Below are 18,199 nucleotides of genomic sequence, written 5' to 3' on the forward strand. Positions count from 1 at the left end.
TGGAAGCAGTTTTACAAGTGACTTTAAATCCGCTTTCCGAGGTGAGGAAGGTGTCATGGCACACCTTCCGGGGCAGGAAAGCTTGGGAACGAAATTGGGTGGTTATGCCAATTTTCTCCTTGAAGCACCATCGTTCATCCCAATTGTCGGGGGAGTATATGATTATGGACGTGCGGCGTTTAATGCAAATGGTGCTGGAATGCTCATGGCAGTCGGCAGTATTAGCGCAGATATTTTATCTGGTGGGACAGTAGGTACTGCATTACGTGTCGAAATTAAGGCCGGAGGTAAACTTGCTGCTGGTGCGACATTAGATAAATTAAGCACTGCGGAAATATTAATGATTCAAAACGCTGCTGATAAATCAGGACAAACTATCACACTTGTAGGTAGCCGCGTCGATCCAAATAAAGATCTTCATGCACGATCTGATTATGACTACATCATTCAAGAAAATAACAAAGTACGAAGTGATTTGAAAGGATCTTTGCCAGGAGCAAAGAATGTACGTAATGGACAGGAGAGCATGCTGGATATCTTTAATATTCCTATTAATCCAGCCCTGCCGCATGTAATTTTCACTCCGAAAAAGTAGAGGTTTTATATGTCAGAGGAAGTTATTTTGTTAAGCAATCCTTCGAATTTTGCTGTTGTGCAATTACCAGAAAGAAATTTTCCTGGTGTTGTCGTACAAGGCGATACGTTGAATTCTTTAGTTTCCAGTTTGAAAGAAATGAGTCAATTGCTAGAGGCACACGATTTCGAGAATCTGGCTGCGGGATTGGCAGATATGGAGGAACAGCTCGGTGATGCACTCATTAAATATGAAAAAATTTGTCGAGAGCGAAAAATTGAACTACCGTACAGCCCTACTTCATGAAGTTTTCACGATCACGCGGCCTAGGATGTACTGAAGAGTTTTGGTGTTGTTGACTTGCCAGCGCCAGATCGGAACTTACTATGGAAATCGACTTCAATGAATGGGCTGCAAGATTGCGCAGCCTCTAAATCTTCCCTACGTAAAGCCACTCAATTCTGTATGCAGGATTGGCTGGCTTTTTTATTTCCGTATCTGGAATATCGGTTACAGTAGCCTTGGTATTTCCAATTTATGGATCGGAAAAAATCCCCAACGCAGGATAGGCTTTCGCCACTACGTGTAATACAAGCCTAGTTGCCGGCTGGCTTGGCATTTCCAAGACTCTCCATGTGCGCCTGACCAAGGTGGGGGTAGGTTTTCATCGGGACTTGTAATTCATTATGCGTCCAGTGATACGATGTCAGCTATGGTGGTTGGCAGCCAATCCACCCAAGTTAAGCAACAGGCTGCCATCAAGCAGCCTTGTAGGCCATGTATTTATGGGGCTTGTAGGCGTTGGTTTGCCGTGACCTTGATTGTCCTGGGCGATGTTGAAACGTTCGCTTGGCGATCAGAGCCAGCGCGTCGGCAAGCAAGTGGGCTGCCGCTAGCCCAAGCAACAACGATGGCAAGAGCGGCTTGAGTACCGAATGGACATAGGCGCGGTTGATGCGTCTGTCCGTCGGCAATGCATCTTGCTGGCCGGCGGCACTGCTCGCCAACGCCTGCAGGTTATCGCATAGTACCTTGGCAGCCAGATCCTGCATCAGGGCCTGCTGTGACAGTCCCGTCACGTGCTCCAGATGGAGGCGGTGTTTGAGGCGCTTGAAGGCTTCCTCGATGCGCCAGCGTTGGTGGTAGAGGTCTCCGAACAATGCGGCAGGGAATTGTTCAACGTCCAGTAAATTGGTCATCAGAACACGCACCTTGCCGGTCGAGGCAACGTGGCGTATCAGGCGCACGGTCTGCGGCGCAATGGGACATTCATAGTCAAGCGCATCGCGTCGATCCGGCGCCCGCAGCATGACGATCTGCTCCTGCAGCCCTGACTTCAGAAACTGATTAACGCAGGGAAAGCCACCACCGCGCGCTTGCTCAACACGCATGCAGAAGGCAATGCGGCGCTGGTTCAATACGGCAGGCATCCAATAGCATGGGTAGCCTCGGTCGAGCAACAGCAGATCATCCTTGCCAAGCCGGTCGAGCTGTTCGAACAGCATCTGGCGTTCACCGACGTCGGTGCTGTATAGCGAGACCGAGAGCATCAATTCGGCACCGGGCAGAAACAAGCCAAACACCAGTTGATCGGCCACGGCGGCACGTTTGACATGGCTGGCGCGCAAGCCAAAGCGAACGGTCGAGGCGTCAGCGGCGACCAGCCTGAAACCGTGCCAGCGCGGCAGGTAGCCATGCTGCTGTGCTTGAGCAATGAGCCAGTCGTTAAGCTCTGGCATGGCCGTGGTAGCAAGTTTCGAGCGTGCCTGAGCGAAAGCCTGGGCGCTCACCTGGTGCGTCAGTTGCGCCTGCTGTTGCAGATGGCCAAAGAATTCATCAAGTTCGGTTTGCACGCTCTTGCGCATGCCGGTGAGCATGAGCGCCACCAAGGACGGTAGCGGCAGTTTGCGGCGCCGTTGAAACGCTGTCGGATGATCAGGATGGCGGGCGGTAAGACGGAACTGGTCGGATTGAAGATGGTCGGAGAAATCGGACAGCAAGGAAGCGAGCGACATGAAAGGCCAATGAAGATCAAAAGACCTTCATTGGCCGCCGCCTTGCCGCTGTCGAAAAAGAGAGGTCAGCAAGGCGGCGGCCGCGCAAAGCCAGTGCCACGTCAAGCACTATTTCATTGATTTGCCAGCAATTGCGCGGGCTTGCTCCTTAACTTGGGTGGATTGGATAGCGGTCAGGGCTGGTCCGCGATAGCCCTGTCGCGCCAGCGAGCTACAGGCATCGCGCAAGCCGCTCACGGGGCTGCTATTCCATGTGCCGATGAATGGTGTTGCTCCTAAGCCGAGGAAAAGTCTCATTTCGGCCCAGCGCGCGCAGTTGTCCCCCCTCCACACCTGCCCGCTAGTTAGGGGTCTTTTGACTCAAATATGCGCCATGGCCGAAGGCGCATGAGGACTGGCGCGGCGGGGAGAAGAGGGGGCGTGCGATTTGACGCATTTTGACGCACTTTACTCGCTCTTACTTGAAATTCTACAAAGCTCTTACGTTGCTATTTAACCATTTATTTGTATGGTGACTTTTCGGATAACGCCGGATGCATTGTCAATGTGTTATAGAATTTTTAAGAAATTTCTTTAATGTTTATCTAATTTCAAAATTTCTTTCTGTTCGCCTGGAATCCCAGCTAAGAGTGCTTTTTTTGCAGTGTGAGAAAAATCGTCCCAGCTTTCTTTTCCCACTGTTAATAAAAATAGCTCATGAACAATTCTCTCTCCTTCGCAGAACTCTTTTACTGCCATTCTTAGGGTATCAATATTGGTTTTTGTGTCTCCTATACCTTTTTGATCTGTCCAAATTCCTGGAACTTGCCCATGGACAATTGCTGAAATGGCACTGTACCAATTTTCAATTCGTGATAGAAGTCCGAGTTTTTCTTGTGTTTTACTAAAATATGGTGTGTGAAGTTTGTGAAAGGATAGAATTTCTCCTTTTGAAATGTAATAATTTGCATCTCTGAGTAGTGACGCAAGTTCTACATGATGCGTGCGAAAGTACGTGTAATATAAAGCATTCTCAACAATTCCTCGGATAGATGCTGCTGACGCTTTATAAATGGCGAGTCCCATTGTTGTAACAGCATGTTGGGAGCAGATTTGCATTGCTCTTACAAAACTTATGGCTGGATTTTTTGAGTCAATATTTTCGAGTTGTTTAGCCCAAATTGCTATGCGTTGACAAGAATGGTCAATGGCCAACATTAATTCTTGATCTTGTAGAAAAAACTCAACGTTTTCATTCCAGTTAACAGACCGCATTGCCTTTTCTAAGCTTAAAATAGTCATGTTTTCCTAATAGCGGTTTTTGTCAATTCCTGCCAGGTATGGATCAGGCTCTGAATCAATGCCAATTTTTCTAATAAACGAGTTAATTGTGTTTTCTGATGAATTTTCGAAGGCGCGATTCAGTAAATCGCGGAGAGACATTTTCAATAGTGAATTTTGAGAAATGTTTGAAAATGTATTTTTAGGCAAGGCGGAAATTACTACTTTTTTTGATATTTTTCTGTCTTGTATTTTTTCCATTAAATTGGTTATGGAACTAATCTCATAATTGTTGTTATCAATTTTGAGATTTTTTGGCTTTGTGTCACTGCTGTTCTCTAATGCTTGAATTGATTTTTTAAGAGCGTTTCCCAATTCTATGCTGAGGTCTCGACTATTTATTAGTTCCGAGGAAAGCATATGAATTTCAATCGAGCTTATATCTGAGGATAAAATTAGGCCAACAATTTTTCTTATTGTATTATTTTCTAAGTTATTTTTTTTCACTGTATAACTCCTATTCGCTTAAGAAATTCACTTGTCACTTGTGAGGCATTTTTCCAAGCCTCGGTACTGTAAGCTTTTTTGTTCTCCCATAGAAAACCTTTCCCGCCATCTAATTCGTTAAACGCACTGTATCTTTTTAAAGTATGTTTTAAGCAGAATGATTCGTAATTTTTATTTGCTCGAATTTCAACTTCTGCTTTTTCAACCCCGGATCTACCAGCCAAGTTGAATAATATATGAGGTATGGGTCCTTTTGTGCCCTGCTTTTTTGATTCAATAAAGGTCATCATTAGGCCTATGCCACGAATTGCATAGCGTTGCAGGGCAACAGGAATTAATACATGATCTGAATTCCGTAGTGATGTTTTTGTAAAAACGGATCCGGCAGGATGGCAATCAATAACTATAAGGTCGTATTCTTTTTTGCACTCATTAATGAATTTTTCAAATCGCACTTCCATAGGTTTTGTGCTGGAGTTAGCATGACCTAATGCTACATACATCAAATCTAGGGTTGACGGAACCAAGTCTAAGCGGGAACCGTTTTTAAATTTAATTATTTCCACCTTGACATCATTAAGTTTTGGTGGATTTTCATTTCCTGGAACTTGCAGATGATAGGGGTCGAGAGCCAAGTCATCTTCAACAAGCACCGATAGAATCGTTTTTTTTGCTTTTTCAAGTTCAAAATACTGCTTTGATGGAAGTAAGGCTTGCGATAAGTTAAACTGTGGGTCGTAATCTATAAGAAGCACCTTCTTAGGTCCTTGGTTCGGAAAGAGTGCACAGGCAGCAACTGATGCCACTTGCAATGAAACCGTTGTCTTACCCACTCCACCTTTCATATTCATTACCGTAACAACTTGTCCTGCCATACGCCCCCCCACTTTGATATTGCATTATTTGCAATGAAAAATATTCAACCATTCTCTATAATACTGTTTTGATATGGTTTTGAGGAAATATTCAGTGTGAGCACTTGCTAAGGGAGTAAAAATTTGTTGTTTTAAGGAATGTTTTTTAATATTTATTGTATTTCAATTTTTTGCGGGATTGATACGAAGTACCGTGGGTGCTCCACAAACGCGAAATTATCCGCATGGATGCAAGCTTATACCACTGCTATAATGTCACATTTGCGGAGCAGAAACGGGCCGCAAGCCCGCATGGGTGTTGAGTTCCTTGTCGAGCTTCCCAAGCTTACGACGAGGGTTCGATTCCCTTCACCCGCTCCATTTTTCGCTGGCGCCTGGCTTGATGCGGCGCAGCCACTTATTTCTCCATTCCCATGTCTTCTGATACCCCAGCAAACGGCCCGGCGCGGCCGATGATGTACGATCCGACCGAACACCGCATCCGCAGTTTCGTGACCCGCGCGGGACGGCTTTCCGTGGCGCAGGCGCGCGCTCTCGAGACCCTGGGCCCGCAGTTTCTATTGCCTTTCGCCAAAGAACCGATGGATTTCGAGCAGGTGTTCGGCCGCAAGGCGCCCGTCATCCTGGAAATCGGCTTCGGCATGGGCGCGACGACAGCACATATCGCCAAAGCCATGCCGGAGAAGGATTTCATCGGCGTCGAAGTGCATACGCCCGGTGTCGGCAGCCTGCTGAAGCTGATTGGCGAAGAGTCGCTGACGAATCTGCGCCTGCTGCAGCACGATGCCGTGGAAGTGCTCACGCACATGATTCCCGCCAATTCGCTGGCCGGTATCCACGTGTTCTTTCCCGATCCATGGCACAAGGCGCGCCATAACAAGCGCCGCCTGATCCAGCCGCCGTTCGTCAAGCAATTGACCGATCGCCTGGCGCCGGGCGGCTATCTGCATTGCGCCACGGATTGGGAAGATTATGCGGTGCAAATGCTGGAAGTGCTGGGCGCCGAGCCGCAGTTGCACAATAGCGCCGATGGCTATGCACCGCAGCCGGCGTATCGTCCTCTGACCAAGTTTGAAAACCGTGGCTTGAAGCTGGGCCATGGCGTGTGGGATCTGGTGTTCATCAAGAAATAACCTGGCGGTTTGCCCACCTGTGCCGTTTGCACGAGAACAAGCCTGCCGCGGCGACGCCGCAGGCTTTTTTAACGCGCCCGCTAGCGTGCGCTGGCTAGGCAGGGCGGGTGAATTACGGTAGTCTTATCTTTTTTGCATTGATTGATATTATGTCCAAGAAAATACTCGTGACCGGCGCATCCGGTTTCATCGGTTCGCATACCTGTGTCGAATTGCTGGCTGCCGGCTTTGAGGTCGTCGCGGTGGATAACCTGTGCAATAGCGCGCGCGAAGCGATGGCGCGCGTGGAGCGCATTTCTGGCAAAAGCGTACCCTTCTATGCAGCGGACGTGCGCGACCGCGCGGCCATGGCCGCCGTCCTGGGCGAACACGCCATCGATGCCGTGATCCATTTCGCGGGCTTGAAGGCGGTGGGCGAATCCGTGGCGCAGCCACTGATGTATATGGACAACAATGTCACGGGCACCGTGGCCTTGCTGGAAGTGCTGGCGGCGGCGAACGTGAAGCGTTTTGTGTTCAGCTCGTCGGCCACCGTGTATGGCGACCCGGAAGCCTTGCCGATCCTGGAAACGTCGCGCCTGTCCGTGACCAACCCGTACGGCCGCTCGAAGCTGATGGTCGAGCAGATCCTGGCGGATCTCGTGCATGCTGATGCACAGTGGCAAGTCGGCGTGTTGCGCTACTTCAATCCGGTGGGCGCGCATGCCAGCGGCTTGATCGGCGAAGATCCGGCCGGCATCCCGAACAACCTGATGCCCTTCATCGCCCAGGTGGCCGTGGGCCGCCGCGAGCGCCTAGCCGTCTTCGGCAACGACTACGCCACGCCAGACGGCACGGGCGTGCGCGACTATATCCATGTGGTCGACCTGGCGCTGGGCCATGTGGCCGCGTTGAACCGCCTGTTTTCCACTGAGGGCGGCTTTACCGTCAACCTGGGCACGGGCCACGGCTACAGCGTGCTCGACACCGTTCGCGCCTTCGAAGCCGCCAGCGGCCGCCAGGTACCGTACGACATCGTGCCGCGCCGCCCCGGCGACATCGCCAGTTGCTACGCCTCGGCCGACAAGGCGAAGGAACTGCTGGGCTGGCAAGCACAGAAAAACATCGACGACATGTGCCGCGACCACTGGCGCTGGCAGCACCAGAACCCGCAAGGCTATCTTGCCTGAGAGAAGATTGGTGTCTCTAGTTTTGGCACAGCAGTAATGCATCCTGCCAATTAGGCAAGGCGCAGAAAGTCTCCATCAGTTTCTGCGACGACAATACCGAATTGGCTGGTCGCTGTGCCGGAACCGGATACTCGGATGCCAGTATCGGTGTCAGCCGCGGCTTTTTCGTGACCGATGCATGGGCCATGATCGCTTCGGCAAAGCCAAACCAAGTGGTTTTTCCTTGTGCCGTCAAATGGTAGAGCCCGGAATGCTTGTTCCACCACGCTTGCTGGTCGGCTGTGGCCAGGCTTTGCGCTACGATGTGCGCGGTAGTGTCTGCGATGGTACGGCTCCATGTCGGAGCGCCGAATTGATCTGACACGATGTTCAGCGTGTCGCGCTCCTGGGCCAGGCGGCGCATGGTGAGCAGGAAATTTTTGCCATGCGTGCTGTAAACCCAGCTGGTGCGCAGTATAAGATGGGCTACGCCACTGGCTTGAATGGCCTGTTCGCCTGCCAGCTTGCTGCTGCCGTAAACATTCAGCGGGCAGGTCGGATCCGTTTCCAGATAGGGGATGTCTTTGCTGCCGTCGAACACGTAGTCGGTGCTGTAATGTATCAATGTGGCGCCAAGCTTCTTGGCCTCTTCAGCCATGACACCAGGTGCCTCGCCATTGATGCGCAGCGCAAGTTCCGGTTCACGTTCCGCCTGATCGACCGCGGTGTAGGCGGCAGGATTGACGATCAGCGTAGGCTTCACACTACGAATAACGTCCCGCACCTGTTGTAGATTGCTCAAATCCATTTGACTGCGATCGAGCGCGATGATTTCTCCCAAGCCTTGCAGGCTGCGCTCGAGCTCATAGCCTACCTGGCCAGTTCTTCCGGAGATTAAAATTCGGCTCATGAGTATTCCTGTCTATATTGGTGCCAATAGTATGCCTGAAGGCGGCTGGATTGAGTAATAGCCCGCTAGTTTTTCGCTGCCTTGTCTGGTGAGAGTTGCCATGTGCCGCCCATAAAAAAAATCCCGCTCACACAAAAGTGTGGCGGGATTTTTCTTTAGAGCGCCAATAACCCAATGGCGCCTGAAAAATGCCCGGGGCTAGGCGCCGCCCCGAAGACAGTACGCAAGTACGGCGAGGCGAAGCAACAACGCCCCAGGCATTTTCTCAGGCAGCCATTAAGGATACAGGCCGCGCACTTCGCGAGCTTGCAGCACGCGCGTGCACGCCAGGATGAAGGTCGCGGTACGCATCGACACTTTCTTCTCTTGCGACACTTGCCATACGGCGTCGAACGCTTCGCGCATGATGCGGGTCAGGCGGCTGTTGATTTCTTCTTCCGTCCAGAAGAAGCTCGAGAAGTTCTGCGCCCACTCGAAGTAGCTGACGGTCACGCCGCCGGCGTTGGCCAGCACGTCCGGCACGATCAGCACGCCGCGGTCCGTCAGGATGTCGTCCGCTGCCGGCAGGGTCGGGCCGTTGGCGCCTTCCAGGATGATCTTGGCGCGGATGACTTGTGCGCGTTCAGCCGTGATTTGCTGTTCCAGCGCGGCCGGGATCAGGATGTCGCAATCGATGCCCCAGAAATCTTCGCGTGGCACGAATGCCTCGGCGCCCGGGAAGCCTTCGACGCTGCCCACTTCGGCCACGTGTGCCAGCAGTTGCGGGATGTTCAAGCCGCCAGAGTGCACGACGGTGGTCTTGTGGTCTTGTACCGCCACCACTTTCGAGCCGGCTTCAGCGAACATGCGTGCAGCGACGCCGCCCACGTTGCCGAAACCTTGCACGATGACTTTCGCGCCTTCGAGCGACATGCCGACCTTGGCGGCCGCATCGCAACCGACGACGAACACGCCGCGGCCCGTCGCATCACGGCGACCCAGGCTGCCGCCCAGCGAGATTGGTTTACCCGTCACCACGCCGGTCGACATATTGCCACCGATCATGGCATAGCTGTCCATCATCCACGCCATGACTTGCTCATTCGTGTTGACGTCCGGCGCCGGGATATCCTTGTTTGGTCCGATGATCATGCTGATCTCGCTCGTGTAGCGGCGGGTCAGGCGTTGCAGTTCGTTGCGCGACAGGGTCTTCGGATCGACACGGATACCGCCCTTGGCGCCGCCGTATGGCACGTTGACGGCGGCATTCTTGACCGTCATCCAGGCCGACAGGGCCATCACTTCCGACAACGTCACGTCCTGGTGGAAGCGCACGCCGCCCTTGCCCGGGCCGCGCGACAGATTGTGCTGCACGCGGTAGCCTTCGTAGTGGGCAATGGTGCCGTCATCGCGCTCGATAGGCACGTCGACCGTCAGGATGCGCTTTGGACGCTTCAGCGTTTCCACCCAGCGCGACAGGTTGCCCAGGTACGGCGTAACGCGGTCGATCTGCTCGAGGTAGACGCCCCATGGGCCAAGGTCTTCAGGATTCAGGTAGGAAGGAAGTGCGTGCTTGCTGGTCATGCTTGATAAGCTCCTGGACAATACGAATACGTTAGAGGCACAGCCGATATGCAGCTGCGCGCAGCGGAACCGCATCGTAGGCGATAGCCTCATGCCCCGGCCAATGCTTTGTGCGCATCCGGTTATGCATTTATTGCATAGTTATGTTGCCAGGATTGCCAGTCAGGACTGGGGGGCCTCGGTGGCGCGTTTGCGGCGCTTGCCGCCGCGCGCCTTGCCGTCCTGCGACTGCACCAGGTATTGCCACAGGCTTTCGACGATCTGCTTGCCGGGACGCAGACTGGACGGGCGTTCGCGGTACAAGCGGATTTCCAGCTCGATTTCCCAGCCTGGCGCGCCGCCGTCGGCGCGCGCCAGGTGCTTGTACTTGACGTCGCGCATGACGGCCGACTCGGGCAGGAAGGCGATGCCGCGGCCTTCCAGCGCCATCATCTTCAAGCCTTCGGCCATGTCCGTTTCATAGCAGGTTTCCAGGAACAGCGGCGCCTTGGCGTCGGCCACCAGTAATTCCACCATGCGTCCCAGGTAGGCGTTGCTGGTGTAGGAGAGGAAGGGCAGCGGCTCCTTGGCGCTGCCGGGCAGGACGAAGTCCGGCACCTTGTCCTGGCCGCAGCGCGCATACGCGCGCAGGGTTTCGCGGCCCATCACCAGCATGTCGTAGCGGCCCGGATCCAGCTGCACCGGCTGGCGCGGATGGTGGTAGCACAGCAGCAGGTCGCAGCCGCCGTCGACCAGCTGCAGCACGGCGTCGTGCACGTTCAGCGCCATCAGACGGCTGTTGATCGGCGCAAAGCCTTCTTCCAGGGCCGTCAGCCATTTCGGCATGAAGGTCAGCGAGAGGGTATGCGGCACGGCGAAATCGACGCTGGTCTGCGTGGCCGCCCGCTTGCCGCGCAACAGGGCGCGCACGCCGTTGATCTGCCCCAGCATTTCCAGTGCCTGCTCGTAGAACACGGCGCCGGCCGGCGTCAGGCGCGTGGGGTAGGAGGTGCGGTCGACCAGGTCGATGCCGAGCCAGTTTTCCAGCGACTGGATGCGCCGCGAGAAGGCCGGCTGGGTGACGTGACGCAGGGCCGCGGAACGGCTGAAGTTATGCGTTTCAGCGAGCGAAATGAAGTCTTCCAGCCATTTGGTTTCCATCGCGGCAGCGTTCCGTTATCAAGGACAAGGGCAGAGTGAAGTGCTCAGGGCGTAGCGGGTGATGCCACCGGCTGGTACAGCGATGCCGGCAGGCCGAAGAAGGATGGCGGACCCAGGGTCGTGCCTTCGAGCGAGCCGCCCGCATTCAAGGCCTTGTTGATGGCCGACAGCAGGGAGCTGCGGCTGGCCAGGTTTTGTATCAGCGCGCGCGGGCCGTTGTGGAAGGTATGCTGGGCGATATCCGCGGCGACGACAAAGATCGGCTCGCGGCGCATGGGAAACTCCACCCATTCGCCGTCCTCGTCCTGGGCGCAGAAGGTATGGGGCAGGGTCATGTTTTCGGCGCCGGGAAGGTGCGACGCCAGCACCAGGCCGAAGGCTTCCGGCACCACGTCGGCCAGGCGGCGCACGGTGAGATCGTCCTGCACCAGTAACCGTACTTGCGCTTCCACCGCGTCTTCGGCGTCGGGCTGGGCGCCGAGAATTTTCACGGCCTGATAGATCAGGTCGGACGAGAGTGCTTCCATCAAATCTTCCATCAAATCATCTCCAGGATCATGGCGACGATTTCGTCGCCGTACGAGGCCAGTTTTTTCTCGCCCACGCCGCTCACGCCGCGCATTTGCTCGAGCGAGGTGGGCTTGGCCTTGGCGATTTCGCGCAGGGTGGCGTCGACAAAAATCACGTAGGCCGGCACGTTGTGTGTGCGTGCCGTCTCCACGCGCCACCAGCGCAGCTTGTCGAAAATCGCCTGTTCGCTGGTGGACAGATCCGTCTCGACATAGCCCTTCGCCACGCTGGTGCTGCGCTTGCTGGTTTTCACCGGTTTCTGGTACTGGCGCAGCTGCACTTTCTGGCCGCCCTTGAGCACGGGGCGCGAGGCATCCGTCAGTTTCAGCGAGCTGTATTGTTCATGGTCGACCGAGACGAGGCCCAGCGCGATGGCCTGGCGCAGAATCGATTTCCATTCCGCTTCGCCCAGGTCCGAACCGATGCCGAAGACGGACAGTGCATCGTGGTGCCAGGTCTTGATGCGTTCCGATTCCACGCCGCGCAGCACGTCGATCACGTGGCCGCCGGCGAAGCGCTGGTCGACGCGGTAGATGGCCGACAGCAGTTTTTGCACGGGCACGGTGCCGTCGAACGAGATTGGTGGCACCAGGCAGGTGTCGCAATTGCCGCACGGCGAAGCCGGTTCGCCGAAGTATTCGAGCAATCGCATGCGGCGGCAGCTGAGCGTTTCGCACAGGCCCAGCATGGCGTCGAGTTTGACGCCCAGCACGCGCTTGAAGGTGTCGTCCGCCTCCGATTCGTCGATCATGCGCCGCTGCAGCACCACGTCCTGCAAGCCGTACGCCATCCACGCGTTGGCGGCCATGCCGTCGCGGCCCGCGCGCCCCGTTTCCTGGTAATAGCCCTCGATGCTTTTCGGTAGATCCAGGTGGGCGACGAAACGCACGTCGGGCTTGTCGATGCCCATGCCGAAGGCGATGGTGGCGACCATGACGATGTTTTCTTCGCGCAGGAAGCGCGCCTGGTTGGCGCTGCGCTTCGCGTACTCCATGCCGGCGTGATAGGGCAGGGCGCGGATGCCGCTCTGGTTCAGAAATTCCGCCGTCTCTTCGACTTTCTTGCGCGACAGGCAGTAGACGATGCCGCAGTCGCCCGCGTGTTCCGTGTTGATGAAGTCGAGCAACTGCTTGCGGCCATTCGCCTTTTCCACGATCTGGTAGCGGATGTTCGGGCGGTCGAAGGACGAGACGAACTGGCGCGCGTCTTCCAGCTGCAAACGCAGCGCGATTTCGGCGCGCGTCTGCGGGTCGGCGGTGGCCGTGAGCGCGATGCGCGGCACGTCCGGGAACTGCTCGTGCAGCACCGACAGCTTGATGTATTCGGGACGGAAGTCATGGCCCCACTGGGCCACGCAGTGCGCCTCGTCGATGGCGAACAGGGAGATCTTCGAGGCCTGGAACAGGTCCAGGCAACGCTGCGTCATCAGGCGTTCTGGCGCCACGTAGACGACGTCGATGCCGCCCGTGCGCACCAGGCGTTCGATGCGGCTCGCTTCTTCGTAGGTCTGCGTGGAATTGAGGAAGGCGGCGCGCACGCCGACTTCCTCCAGCGCGTCCACCTGGTCCTGCATCAGCGCGATCAGTGGCGAGACGACGACGCCGACGCCGTCGCGCAGCAGGGCGGGAATCTGGTAGCACAGCGATTTGCCGCCGCCCGTGGGCATCAGCACCAGCGCGTCGCCGCCATGGCTGACGTGGTCGACGATGTCGGCTTGCTGGCCGCGGAAGGCCGGGTAGCCGAAAACCGTTTGCAGCAGGTGCAGCGCGCGCTGGTTAAGATCTTGATTCATAGTGCCTTATTCTGCCCAAACAACCCAGCCGTAGTGGGCGCTGGCCAACACCAGCAAGCCGAACACAATGCGGTACCAGGCAAAAAACGTGAAGTCGTGCGAGCTGATATAGCGCAGCAGCCAGCGCACGCACAGGAAGGCGGAAATGAAGGCGGCCACGGTGCCCAGGCCGAACAGGGGCACGTCGGTGGCCGACAGGATGTCGCGCGCTTTGTACAGCGAGTAGAAGGTGGCCGCGAACAAGGTCGGGATGGCCAGGAAGAACGAGAATTCCGTGGCCGTCTTGCGCGACAGGCCCAGCAGCATGCCGCCGATGATGGTCGAGCCGGAACGGCTGGTGCCAGGGATCAGCGCGAATGCCTGCGCGCAGCCCACTTTCAGGGCGTCGAACGGCGTCATTTCATCGACCGAGTTGACGCGCACGGTGACGGGATTGGTGCGCGCGCGGCGCTCCACCAGCAAGATGATGATGCCGCCGATGATGAAGGCCATGGCGACGGGTACTGGCTTGAACAGCGCATGCTTGATCATCTTGCCGATGGCCAGGCCGATGACGGCCAGTGGAATGAAGGCGATGGCCACGTTCAGCACGAATTTGCGCGACTTGACTTCGGTGCCGAAGGTGGACAGCACGCTGCCGATGCGCTGGCGGTACTCCCAGCACACGGCCAGGATGGCACCGGCCTGGATGGCGATCTCGAAGACGTCCATGACTTCTTTCGAGACATCCTTGGTAAAGTCGAGCAGACTGCCGGCCAGGATCAGATGTCCCGTGGACGAAATCGGCAAGAATTCGGTAAAACCTTCGACCAGCCCCATGATGATGGCTTTTAACGCAAGAATGAGATCCATAGATGTATAAAAGGGTATAAGTACGGGTATAAGTGACAGGATGGGGTGACCGCGTGGCGCCAGCAATGTGCGCGGGGTCGAAGCTTACCATGCCGCAGGCCCGCGGACCTTATTTGGGCGCAGTTGGGCGGCGCTTTTTTAGCGCCGTCCGCCAGGCAGGAGGAAGGATCAGGATACTTGTTTTGCCGGCGCCACCAGGCGCGCGCTGGCCGCCACCAGCAGCAGGGCGGCGCCCAGCATGGCAAAGGCGATATTCAGGCTGGTGGCGTGGGCGATGAAGCCGATCACGGCCGGGCCGGCCAGGATGCCCGCGTAGCCGATGGTGGTGATGGCCGCCACGGCGAGGCTGGCCGGCATGGCATGCTGGTTGCCTGCCGCCGTAAACAGGATGGGCACGATATTTGCCGCGCCCAGGCCGATCAGCACGAAGCCAAGCATGGCCAGGCTGGCGTGCGGCGCCAGCACGGCCAGGAAAAAGCCTGCCGCTGCGCACAAGCCGCCAAAAGTGAGTACACGCTTGCCGCTAAAGCGGCTGACCACCTTGTCACCGGTGAAACGGCCCACCGTCATGGCGATGGCGAAGGCGGCGTAGCCGAGGCCACCCTTGGCTTCTTCCACGCCGCGCGTGGTGGTGAGGAACAGGGCGCTCCAGTCGAGGATGGCGCCTTCGGCCAGGAAGACGATAAAGCACAACAGGCCAATGAAAATGACGGCGCCATGCGGCATGACGAACAGCGGCGTCTTTTCGCCGGAGGCGGACGCCGTCGGCAGCAGATGGCCTTGCGCCGCGCCCAGCACGCCGCACAGCAGCAGCATCACCACCACGCAGGACCAGGCCGGCGTCAGGCCCAGCCACAACAGCAGGGCCATGCAGGCCGCACCGGCGAAGCCGCCCACGCTGAACAGCGCATGAAAGCCCGACATCATGGCGCCGCCGTTGGCTTTTTCGATGATCACGGCCTGGATATTGATGGCCACGTCGAACGTGCCCATGGCCGCGCCGAACACCAGCAGCACCAGGCCCAGTTGCAGCGGCGTGGCGGCCAGCGCCAGGCCGGGCAGGATGGCGGTCAGGAGCAGGCCGGCGCCGACGATGACCTTGCGGCAGCCGAAGCGTGCCGTGAGCATGCCCGTAAACGGCATTGCGCACAGCGAGCCGGCGCCCAGGCACAGCAGCAAAATGCCGAGGGTGGCTTCATCGAGGCCCAGGCGCGACTTGGCGTAGGGAACCAAGGGCGCCCAGGCGGCCATGCCGAGGCCGGCGGCGAAGAAGACCAGGCGCGTGGCGCGTTGTTGCAGGGTGCCGGTGAGATGCATGGGGGAGCTTTTCAAAGTCGGGGTGGATAAAATCAGGCGCGGGCGCGCAACACTTGCACGCCCAGCCGTTCAAAGGCGGCCACGTGGGCAGTGTCGGCATCGGCTTCCAGCACCAGGTGCTGCAGCAAGCCCGTGGCCAATACGCCAAAGGGTGCGGCGGTGCCCAGCTTGTCGCTGGTGACGGCCACGACCACCGCCTTGCTGGCGCCGGCGATGCTGCGCTTGAATTCCGCCTCGTCGTAATTGAAGGCCGTTACCCCCGCGTCCGCATCGGCGCCGCAAGCGCCGAGGAAGCACAGGTCGGGATGCATGCGCTCGACGGTGCGCAGCGCCTGCGGCCCCAGGCTGGCGCCGGCGCGGCGGTCGACCCTGCCGCCAGCCATGATCAGCTCGATTTCCGGGCGTTCCATCAAGGCCATAGCAATGGCTGGCGCGTTGGTGATGACAGTGAGCGCTAACTCTGGCAAGGCGCTGGCGATGGCCAGGTTGGTCGAGCCCGCGTCGAGAAACAGTACCTGGCCCGCGCGCACGAGGGAGACGGCGGCCTGCGCCAGGCGCGCCTTGCGTTCCGGCGCTTCCTGCTTGCGCTGGCTCAAGGTGCCGCCGTCCGGCGCCAGCGGCAAGGCGCCGCCATACACGCGCTGGCACAGGCCGGCCGCAGCCATCTCGCGCAGATCGCGCCGTATCGTATCTTCGGATACGTCGAGCTGGCGCGCCAGGTCCAGCGCCAGCACGCGACCGTCGGCATGCAATTGTTGCTGGATCAGCGCGTGGCGTTGTTTGAGGAGCAGGGTGGCGGACATGGTGAACCTATAAACGTGCAAGAATGTGCATGAATATACGCAAACGTGCAAACAGAGTCAAGCGTACGCAGGTTTCCGTCAAATATTACCGAAAAGATATAAGTTTTGTTGGTGTTGTAAAAAACAGAATGAAATAAGGGCAGCCATGTTTTCAAGTACCTCTTTCAAGGCAAGCTTGCCGGGCCGCGCCCTGCGCCGCAGTGGATGGTTGATCCTGGGCATGATGATCGTGTTGAATGCGCTGCATTGGATGCGTCATGGCACGCTGGGCTGGAGCGATGTACGCGATTCCGTGTGCCTGCTGCTGATCTACCTGGGGATTGCCACCTTGCTGGAATACAAGCGCCAGCGCGACGCCGAGGAAGCGGAAGACGCGCGCTAAGCGCGACGCAAGCAGGGACGCCGTGCGCGCCGCCGCTCAGGGCGCCGTCAGCCGTTCCAGCTCGGCCAGCCAGTGCACCGCGTGTTCGCGGCTGTCGCCGCACATCTCCGCGGATGGCTGCAAGCCGCCGCAAAACGCGGGCCGTTCCGGCTGGCCAAAGATCTTGCAACGGTTGTCATCGGCCAGCTGCACGCAGCGCACGCCCGCCGGTTTTCCCTCCGGCATGCCGGGAATCGGGCTGGTGATGGACGGTGCGGTGCAGCAGGCGCCGCACGAGGGACGGCATGCCAGGGTGGCAGATGGTGACATGGGAGTTCAGACGGGCGGGTGAGGAGCCGACAGTATAGCAAGCCGGCTCCCATGTGTTGCCCGGGCGCGTTCAGCGCACGATGCTGACGCGCTTGCCCGACAAAGTGCGGCGGGCCGGATCGCCATGCACGGTGATGCGGCCGGAACCGCTGGCGCGGGCGTGGACTTCATTCTGGACGCTGACGTCGATGTCGCCGGAGCCGTTGCTCGCCAGATAGGCAACGTCGCTGCGCAGCGACGCCAGGTTGACATCGCCCGAGCCATTCACGTTGGCGTCGAGGCGCTGCACGGCGCCGTTGGCGCTGATGCTGCCCGAGCCGTTGACGGCCACGTTGATGCGTTCGCCGTGCACGCTGCCCAGCTGGATGCTGCCGGAACCGTTCTGCACCGCGTCCGTGTTGCCGCTGGCGAGGGCCGCCGCGTTGATGCTGCCCGAGCCATTGTTGGCCACGTCGAAGCGTCCCGTCGTGCCCGACAATTCGCTCTTCATCGACCCGCGCTGTTCCAGGCTGAAATCGTCGCCATTCAGGCCGCTGACCACCAGGCGGCCCGAGCCTGAGATGTTGATCTTCCTCAATTGCGGTGTCGTATAGATGACGTGGATGCCATTGCTGCTGCGAATGTTCGTGTCGCTCCACAGGCGCAGCGTATTGCCGCTCACGTCGCTATGGATCAGCGGTTGCAGATTGCTGTCCGCTTCGATCACCAGCGATGCCGTCGGGCCGACGCGCACGTCGATCTTGATGTCGATGCGCTTCATGTTGTCGATGTCGAGCGCGCTGATGGTGCTGACCTGGCGCACGTCGCGGCTCACTTGCCCATTGCCCTGGATGACATTGCTGCTGGAATCGGCATAGCGTACTTCGCCATCGTTGGGGTTGATGACGATGGCGCAACCGCCAAGGGCAACGGCACAGCACAGGGCCAGCAAGGTACGCATGGTGTTTCCTTTATGATTGTTTTAGTTCGGGACAAGAAAAGAGCCGGCTGCCGTGCCGCGGCTGCCGTGCTGTCGATGAGAAGATAGCAAAGCGGTGCGCTGGCTGGCA

The 18,199-nt window shown here is 57.5% G+C and carries 19 protein-coding genes; 5 read left to right on the plus strand and 14 right to left on the minus strand.

Translation table 11 applies throughout. The features are described from left to right. Positions 1–55: 55 nt before the first annotated feature. Positions 56–595 (plus strand): hypothetical protein, encoded by a 540-nt coding sequence (locus O0881_RS21040; protein WP_289912862.1) that lies wholly within the window; start codon positions 56–58, stop codon positions 593–595. Between the two features lie 9 nt (positions 596–604). After that, on the plus strand, positions 605–880 hold the full coding sequence (locus O0881_RS21045; RefSeq protein ID WP_289912863.1) for a hypothetical protein: 276 nt from the start codon (positions 605–607) through the stop codon (positions 878–880). Between the two features lie 452 nt (positions 881–1,332). Here O0881_RS21045 and O0881_RS21050 read toward each other — a convergent pair whose 3' ends face one another. The 4 genes from O0881_RS21050 to O0881_RS21065 all read right to left on the minus strand — a co-directional run bounded on the left by O0881_RS21050 (position 1,333) and on the right by O0881_RS21065 (position 5,231). After that, positions 1,333–2,589: an IS4 family transposase gene (locus tag O0881_RS21050; protein ID WP_289912864.1), complete on the minus strand. Its 1,257-nt coding sequence runs from the start codon at positions 2,587–2,589 to the stop codon at positions 1,333–1,335. A gap of 573 nt (positions 2,590–3,162) precedes the next feature. Further along, the gene (locus tag O0881_RS21055; RefSeq protein ID WP_289912866.1) at positions 3,163–3,870 is read right to left on the minus strand and encodes a hypothetical protein; all 708 of its coding nucleotides are present in this window, start codon (positions 3,868–3,870) and stop codon (positions 3,163–3,165) included. A 6-nt stretch (positions 3,871–3,876) separates the two neighbouring features. Next, positions 3,877–4,356, minus strand: a complete 480-nt coding sequence (locus O0881_RS21060; RefSeq protein ID WP_289912867.1) for a hypothetical protein — start codon at positions 4,354–4,356, stop codon at positions 3,877–3,879. Next, the gene (locus O0881_RS21065) at positions 4,353–5,231 is read right to left on the minus strand and encodes a ParA family protein (protein WP_289912868.1); all 879 of its coding nucleotides are present in this window, start codon (positions 5,229–5,231) and stop codon (positions 4,353–4,355) included. The genes O0881_RS21060 and O0881_RS21065 overlap by 4 nt, the downstream gene beginning before the upstream one ends. Before the next feature lie 452 nt (positions 5,232–5,683). On the opposite strand from O0881_RS21065, the gene trmB reads away from it, so the two are divergent. Together trmB and galE are read left to right on the plus strand one after the other, a co-directional pair. After that, the gene (gene trmB, locus O0881_RS21070) at positions 5,684–6,364 is read left to right on the plus strand and encodes a tRNA (guanosine(46)-N7)-methyltransferase TrmB (protein ID WP_289912870.1); all 681 of its coding nucleotides are present in this window, start codon (positions 5,684–5,686) and stop codon (positions 6,362–6,364) included. A 149-nt stretch (positions 6,365–6,513) separates the two neighbouring features. Then, entirely contained in the window at positions 6,514–7,533 is a 1,020-nt protein-coding gene (gene galE / locus O0881_RS21075) for a UDP-glucose 4-epimerase GalE (RefSeq protein WP_289912871.1), read from the plus strand. 16 nt (positions 7,534–7,549) lie between these two features. Here galE and rfbD read toward each other — a convergent pair whose 3' ends face one another. From rfbD to O0881_RS21115, 8 genes are all read right to left on the minus strand, one after another. Further along, positions 7,550–8,422, minus strand: a complete 873-nt coding sequence (rfbD, locus tag O0881_RS21080) for a dTDP-4-dehydrorhamnose reductase (protein ID WP_289912872.1) — start codon at positions 8,420–8,422, stop codon at positions 7,550–7,552. 276 nt (positions 8,423–8,698) lie between these two features. Then, positions 8,699–9,985: a Glu/Leu/Phe/Val dehydrogenase gene (locus O0881_RS21085; RefSeq protein ID WP_070220497.1), complete on the minus strand. Its 1,287-nt coding sequence runs from the start codon at positions 9,983–9,985 to the stop codon at positions 8,699–8,701. Between the two features lie 162 nt (positions 9,986–10,147). Beyond that, positions 10,148–11,125, minus strand: coding sequence for a LysR family transcriptional regulator (locus tag O0881_RS21090; protein WP_289912873.1), 978 nt, complete (start codon positions 11,123–11,125; stop codon positions 10,148–10,150). A gap of 44 nt (positions 11,126–11,169) precedes the next feature. Continuing rightward, entirely contained in the window at positions 11,170–11,652 is a 483-nt protein-coding gene (locus O0881_RS21095) for a hypothetical protein (RefSeq protein ID WP_289912874.1), read from the minus strand. Positions 11,653–11,663: 11 nt separating this feature from the next. Continuing rightward, a complete protein-coding gene (gene recQ / locus O0881_RS21100; protein ID WP_289903259.1) occupies positions 11,664–13,487 on the minus strand; it encodes a DNA helicase RecQ in 1,824 nt (607 codons plus the stop codon). A gap of 6 nt (positions 13,488–13,493) precedes the next feature. Further along, complete coding sequence (locus tag O0881_RS21105; protein WP_289903260.1) at positions 13,494–14,339, minus strand: undecaprenyl-diphosphate phosphatase; 846 nt, start codon at positions 14,337–14,339, stop codon at positions 13,494–13,496. A 168-nt stretch (positions 14,340–14,507) separates the two neighbouring features. Then, complete coding sequence (locus O0881_RS21110) at positions 14,508–15,656, minus strand: MFS transporter (RefSeq protein ID WP_289912876.1); 1,149 nt, start codon at positions 15,654–15,656, stop codon at positions 14,508–14,510. A 32-nt stretch (positions 15,657–15,688) separates the two neighbouring features. Beyond that, positions 15,689–16,459 (minus strand): DeoR/GlpR family DNA-binding transcription regulator, encoded by a 771-nt coding sequence (locus O0881_RS21115; protein ID WP_289912877.1) that lies wholly within the window; start codon positions 16,457–16,459, stop codon positions 15,689–15,691. 145 nt (positions 16,460–16,604) lie between these two features. Between O0881_RS21115 and O0881_RS21120 the strand changes: the two genes are divergently transcribed. Further along, positions 16,605–16,841, plus strand: a complete 237-nt coding sequence (locus tag O0881_RS21120; protein WP_289912878.1) for a hypothetical protein — start codon at positions 16,605–16,607, stop codon at positions 16,839–16,841. A gap of 36 nt (positions 16,842–16,877) precedes the next feature. Here the strand turns inward: O0881_RS21120 and O0881_RS21125 are convergent, their stop codons facing one another. Both O0881_RS21125 and O0881_RS21130 read right to left on the minus strand, forming a co-directional pair. Continuing rightward, the gene (locus O0881_RS21125; protein ID WP_289912879.1) at positions 16,878–17,150 is read right to left on the minus strand and encodes a YkgJ family cysteine cluster protein; all 273 of its coding nucleotides are present in this window, start codon (positions 17,148–17,150) and stop codon (positions 16,878–16,880) included. 70 nt (positions 17,151–17,220) lie between these two features. Beyond that, a complete protein-coding gene (locus O0881_RS21130; RefSeq protein WP_289912881.1) occupies positions 17,221–18,090 on the minus strand; it encodes a head GIN domain-containing protein in 870 nt (289 codons plus the stop codon). Between the last annotated feature and the right edge of the window lie 109 nt (positions 18,091–18,199).

This window comes from Janthinobacterium sp. SUN100, from assembly GCF_030397705.1.
Taxonomy (GTDB): Bacteria; Pseudomonadota; Gammaproteobacteria; order Burkholderiales; family Burkholderiaceae_D; genus Janthinobacterium; species Janthinobacterium kumbetense.

Coding starts and splice junctions, on each gene's coding strand:
- O0881_RS21040 (WP_289912862.1), top strand. CDS start 56: ATGGCACACCTTCCGGGGCAGGAAAGCTTGGGAACGAAATTGGGTGGT.
- O0881_RS21045 (WP_289912863.1), top strand. CDS start 605: ATGTCAGAGGAAGTTATTTTGTTAAGCAATCCTTCGAATTTTGCTGTT.
- O0881_RS21050 (WP_289912864.1), bottom strand. CDS start 2,589: ATGTCGCTCGCTTCCTTGCTGTCCGATTTCTCCGACCATCTTCAATCC.
- O0881_RS21055 (WP_289912866.1), bottom strand. CDS start 3,870: ATGACTATTTTAAGCTTAGAAAAGGCAATGCGGTCTGTTAACTGGAAT.
- O0881_RS21065 (WP_289912868.1), bottom strand. CDS start 5,231: ATGGCAGGACAAGTTGTTACGGTAATGAATATGAAAGGTGGAGTGGGT.
- trmB (WP_289912870.1), top strand. CDS start 5,684: ATGATGTACGATCCGACCGAACACCGCATCCGCAGTTTCGTGACCCGC.
- galE (WP_289912871.1), top strand. CDS start 6,514: ATGTCCAAGAAAATACTCGTGACCGGCGCATCCGGTTTCATCGGTTCG.
- rfbD (WP_289912872.1), bottom strand. CDS start 8,422: ATGAGCCGAATTTTAATCTCCGGAAGAACTGGCCAGGTAGGCTATGAG.
- O0881_RS21085 (WP_070220497.1), bottom strand. CDS start 9,985: ATGACCAGCAAGCACGCACTTCCTTCCTACCTGAATCCTGAAGACCTT.
- O0881_RS21090 (WP_289912873.1), bottom strand. CDS start 11,125: ATGGAAACCAAATGGCTGGAAGACTTCATTTCGCTCGCTGAAACGCAT.
- O0881_RS21095 (WP_289912874.1), bottom strand. CDS start 11,652: ATGGAAGCACTCTCGTCCGACCTGATCTATCAGGCCGTGAAAATTCTC.
- recQ (WP_289903259.1), bottom strand. CDS start 13,487: ATGAATCAAGATCTTAACCAGCGCGCGCTGCACCTGCTGCAAACGGTT.
- O0881_RS21105 (WP_289903260.1), bottom strand. CDS start 14,339: ATGGATCTCATTCTTGCGTTAAAAGCCATCATCATGGGGCTGGTCGAA.
- O0881_RS21110 (WP_289912876.1), bottom strand. CDS start 15,656: ATGCATCTCACCGGCACCCTGCAACAACGCGCCACGCGCCTGGTCTTC.
- O0881_RS21115 (WP_289912877.1), bottom strand. CDS start 16,459: ATGTCCGCCACCCTGCTCCTCAAACAACGCCACGCGCTGATCCAGCAA.
- O0881_RS21120 (WP_289912878.1), top strand. CDS start 16,605: ATGTTTTCAAGTACCTCTTTCAAGGCAAGCTTGCCGGGCCGCGCCCTG.
- O0881_RS21125 (WP_289912879.1), bottom strand. CDS start 17,150: ATGTCACCATCTGCCACCCTGGCATGCCGTCCCTCGTGCGGCGCCTGC.
- O0881_RS21130 (WP_289912881.1), bottom strand. CDS start 18,090: ATGCGTACCTTGCTGGCCCTGTGCTGTGCCGTTGCCCTTGGCGGTTGC.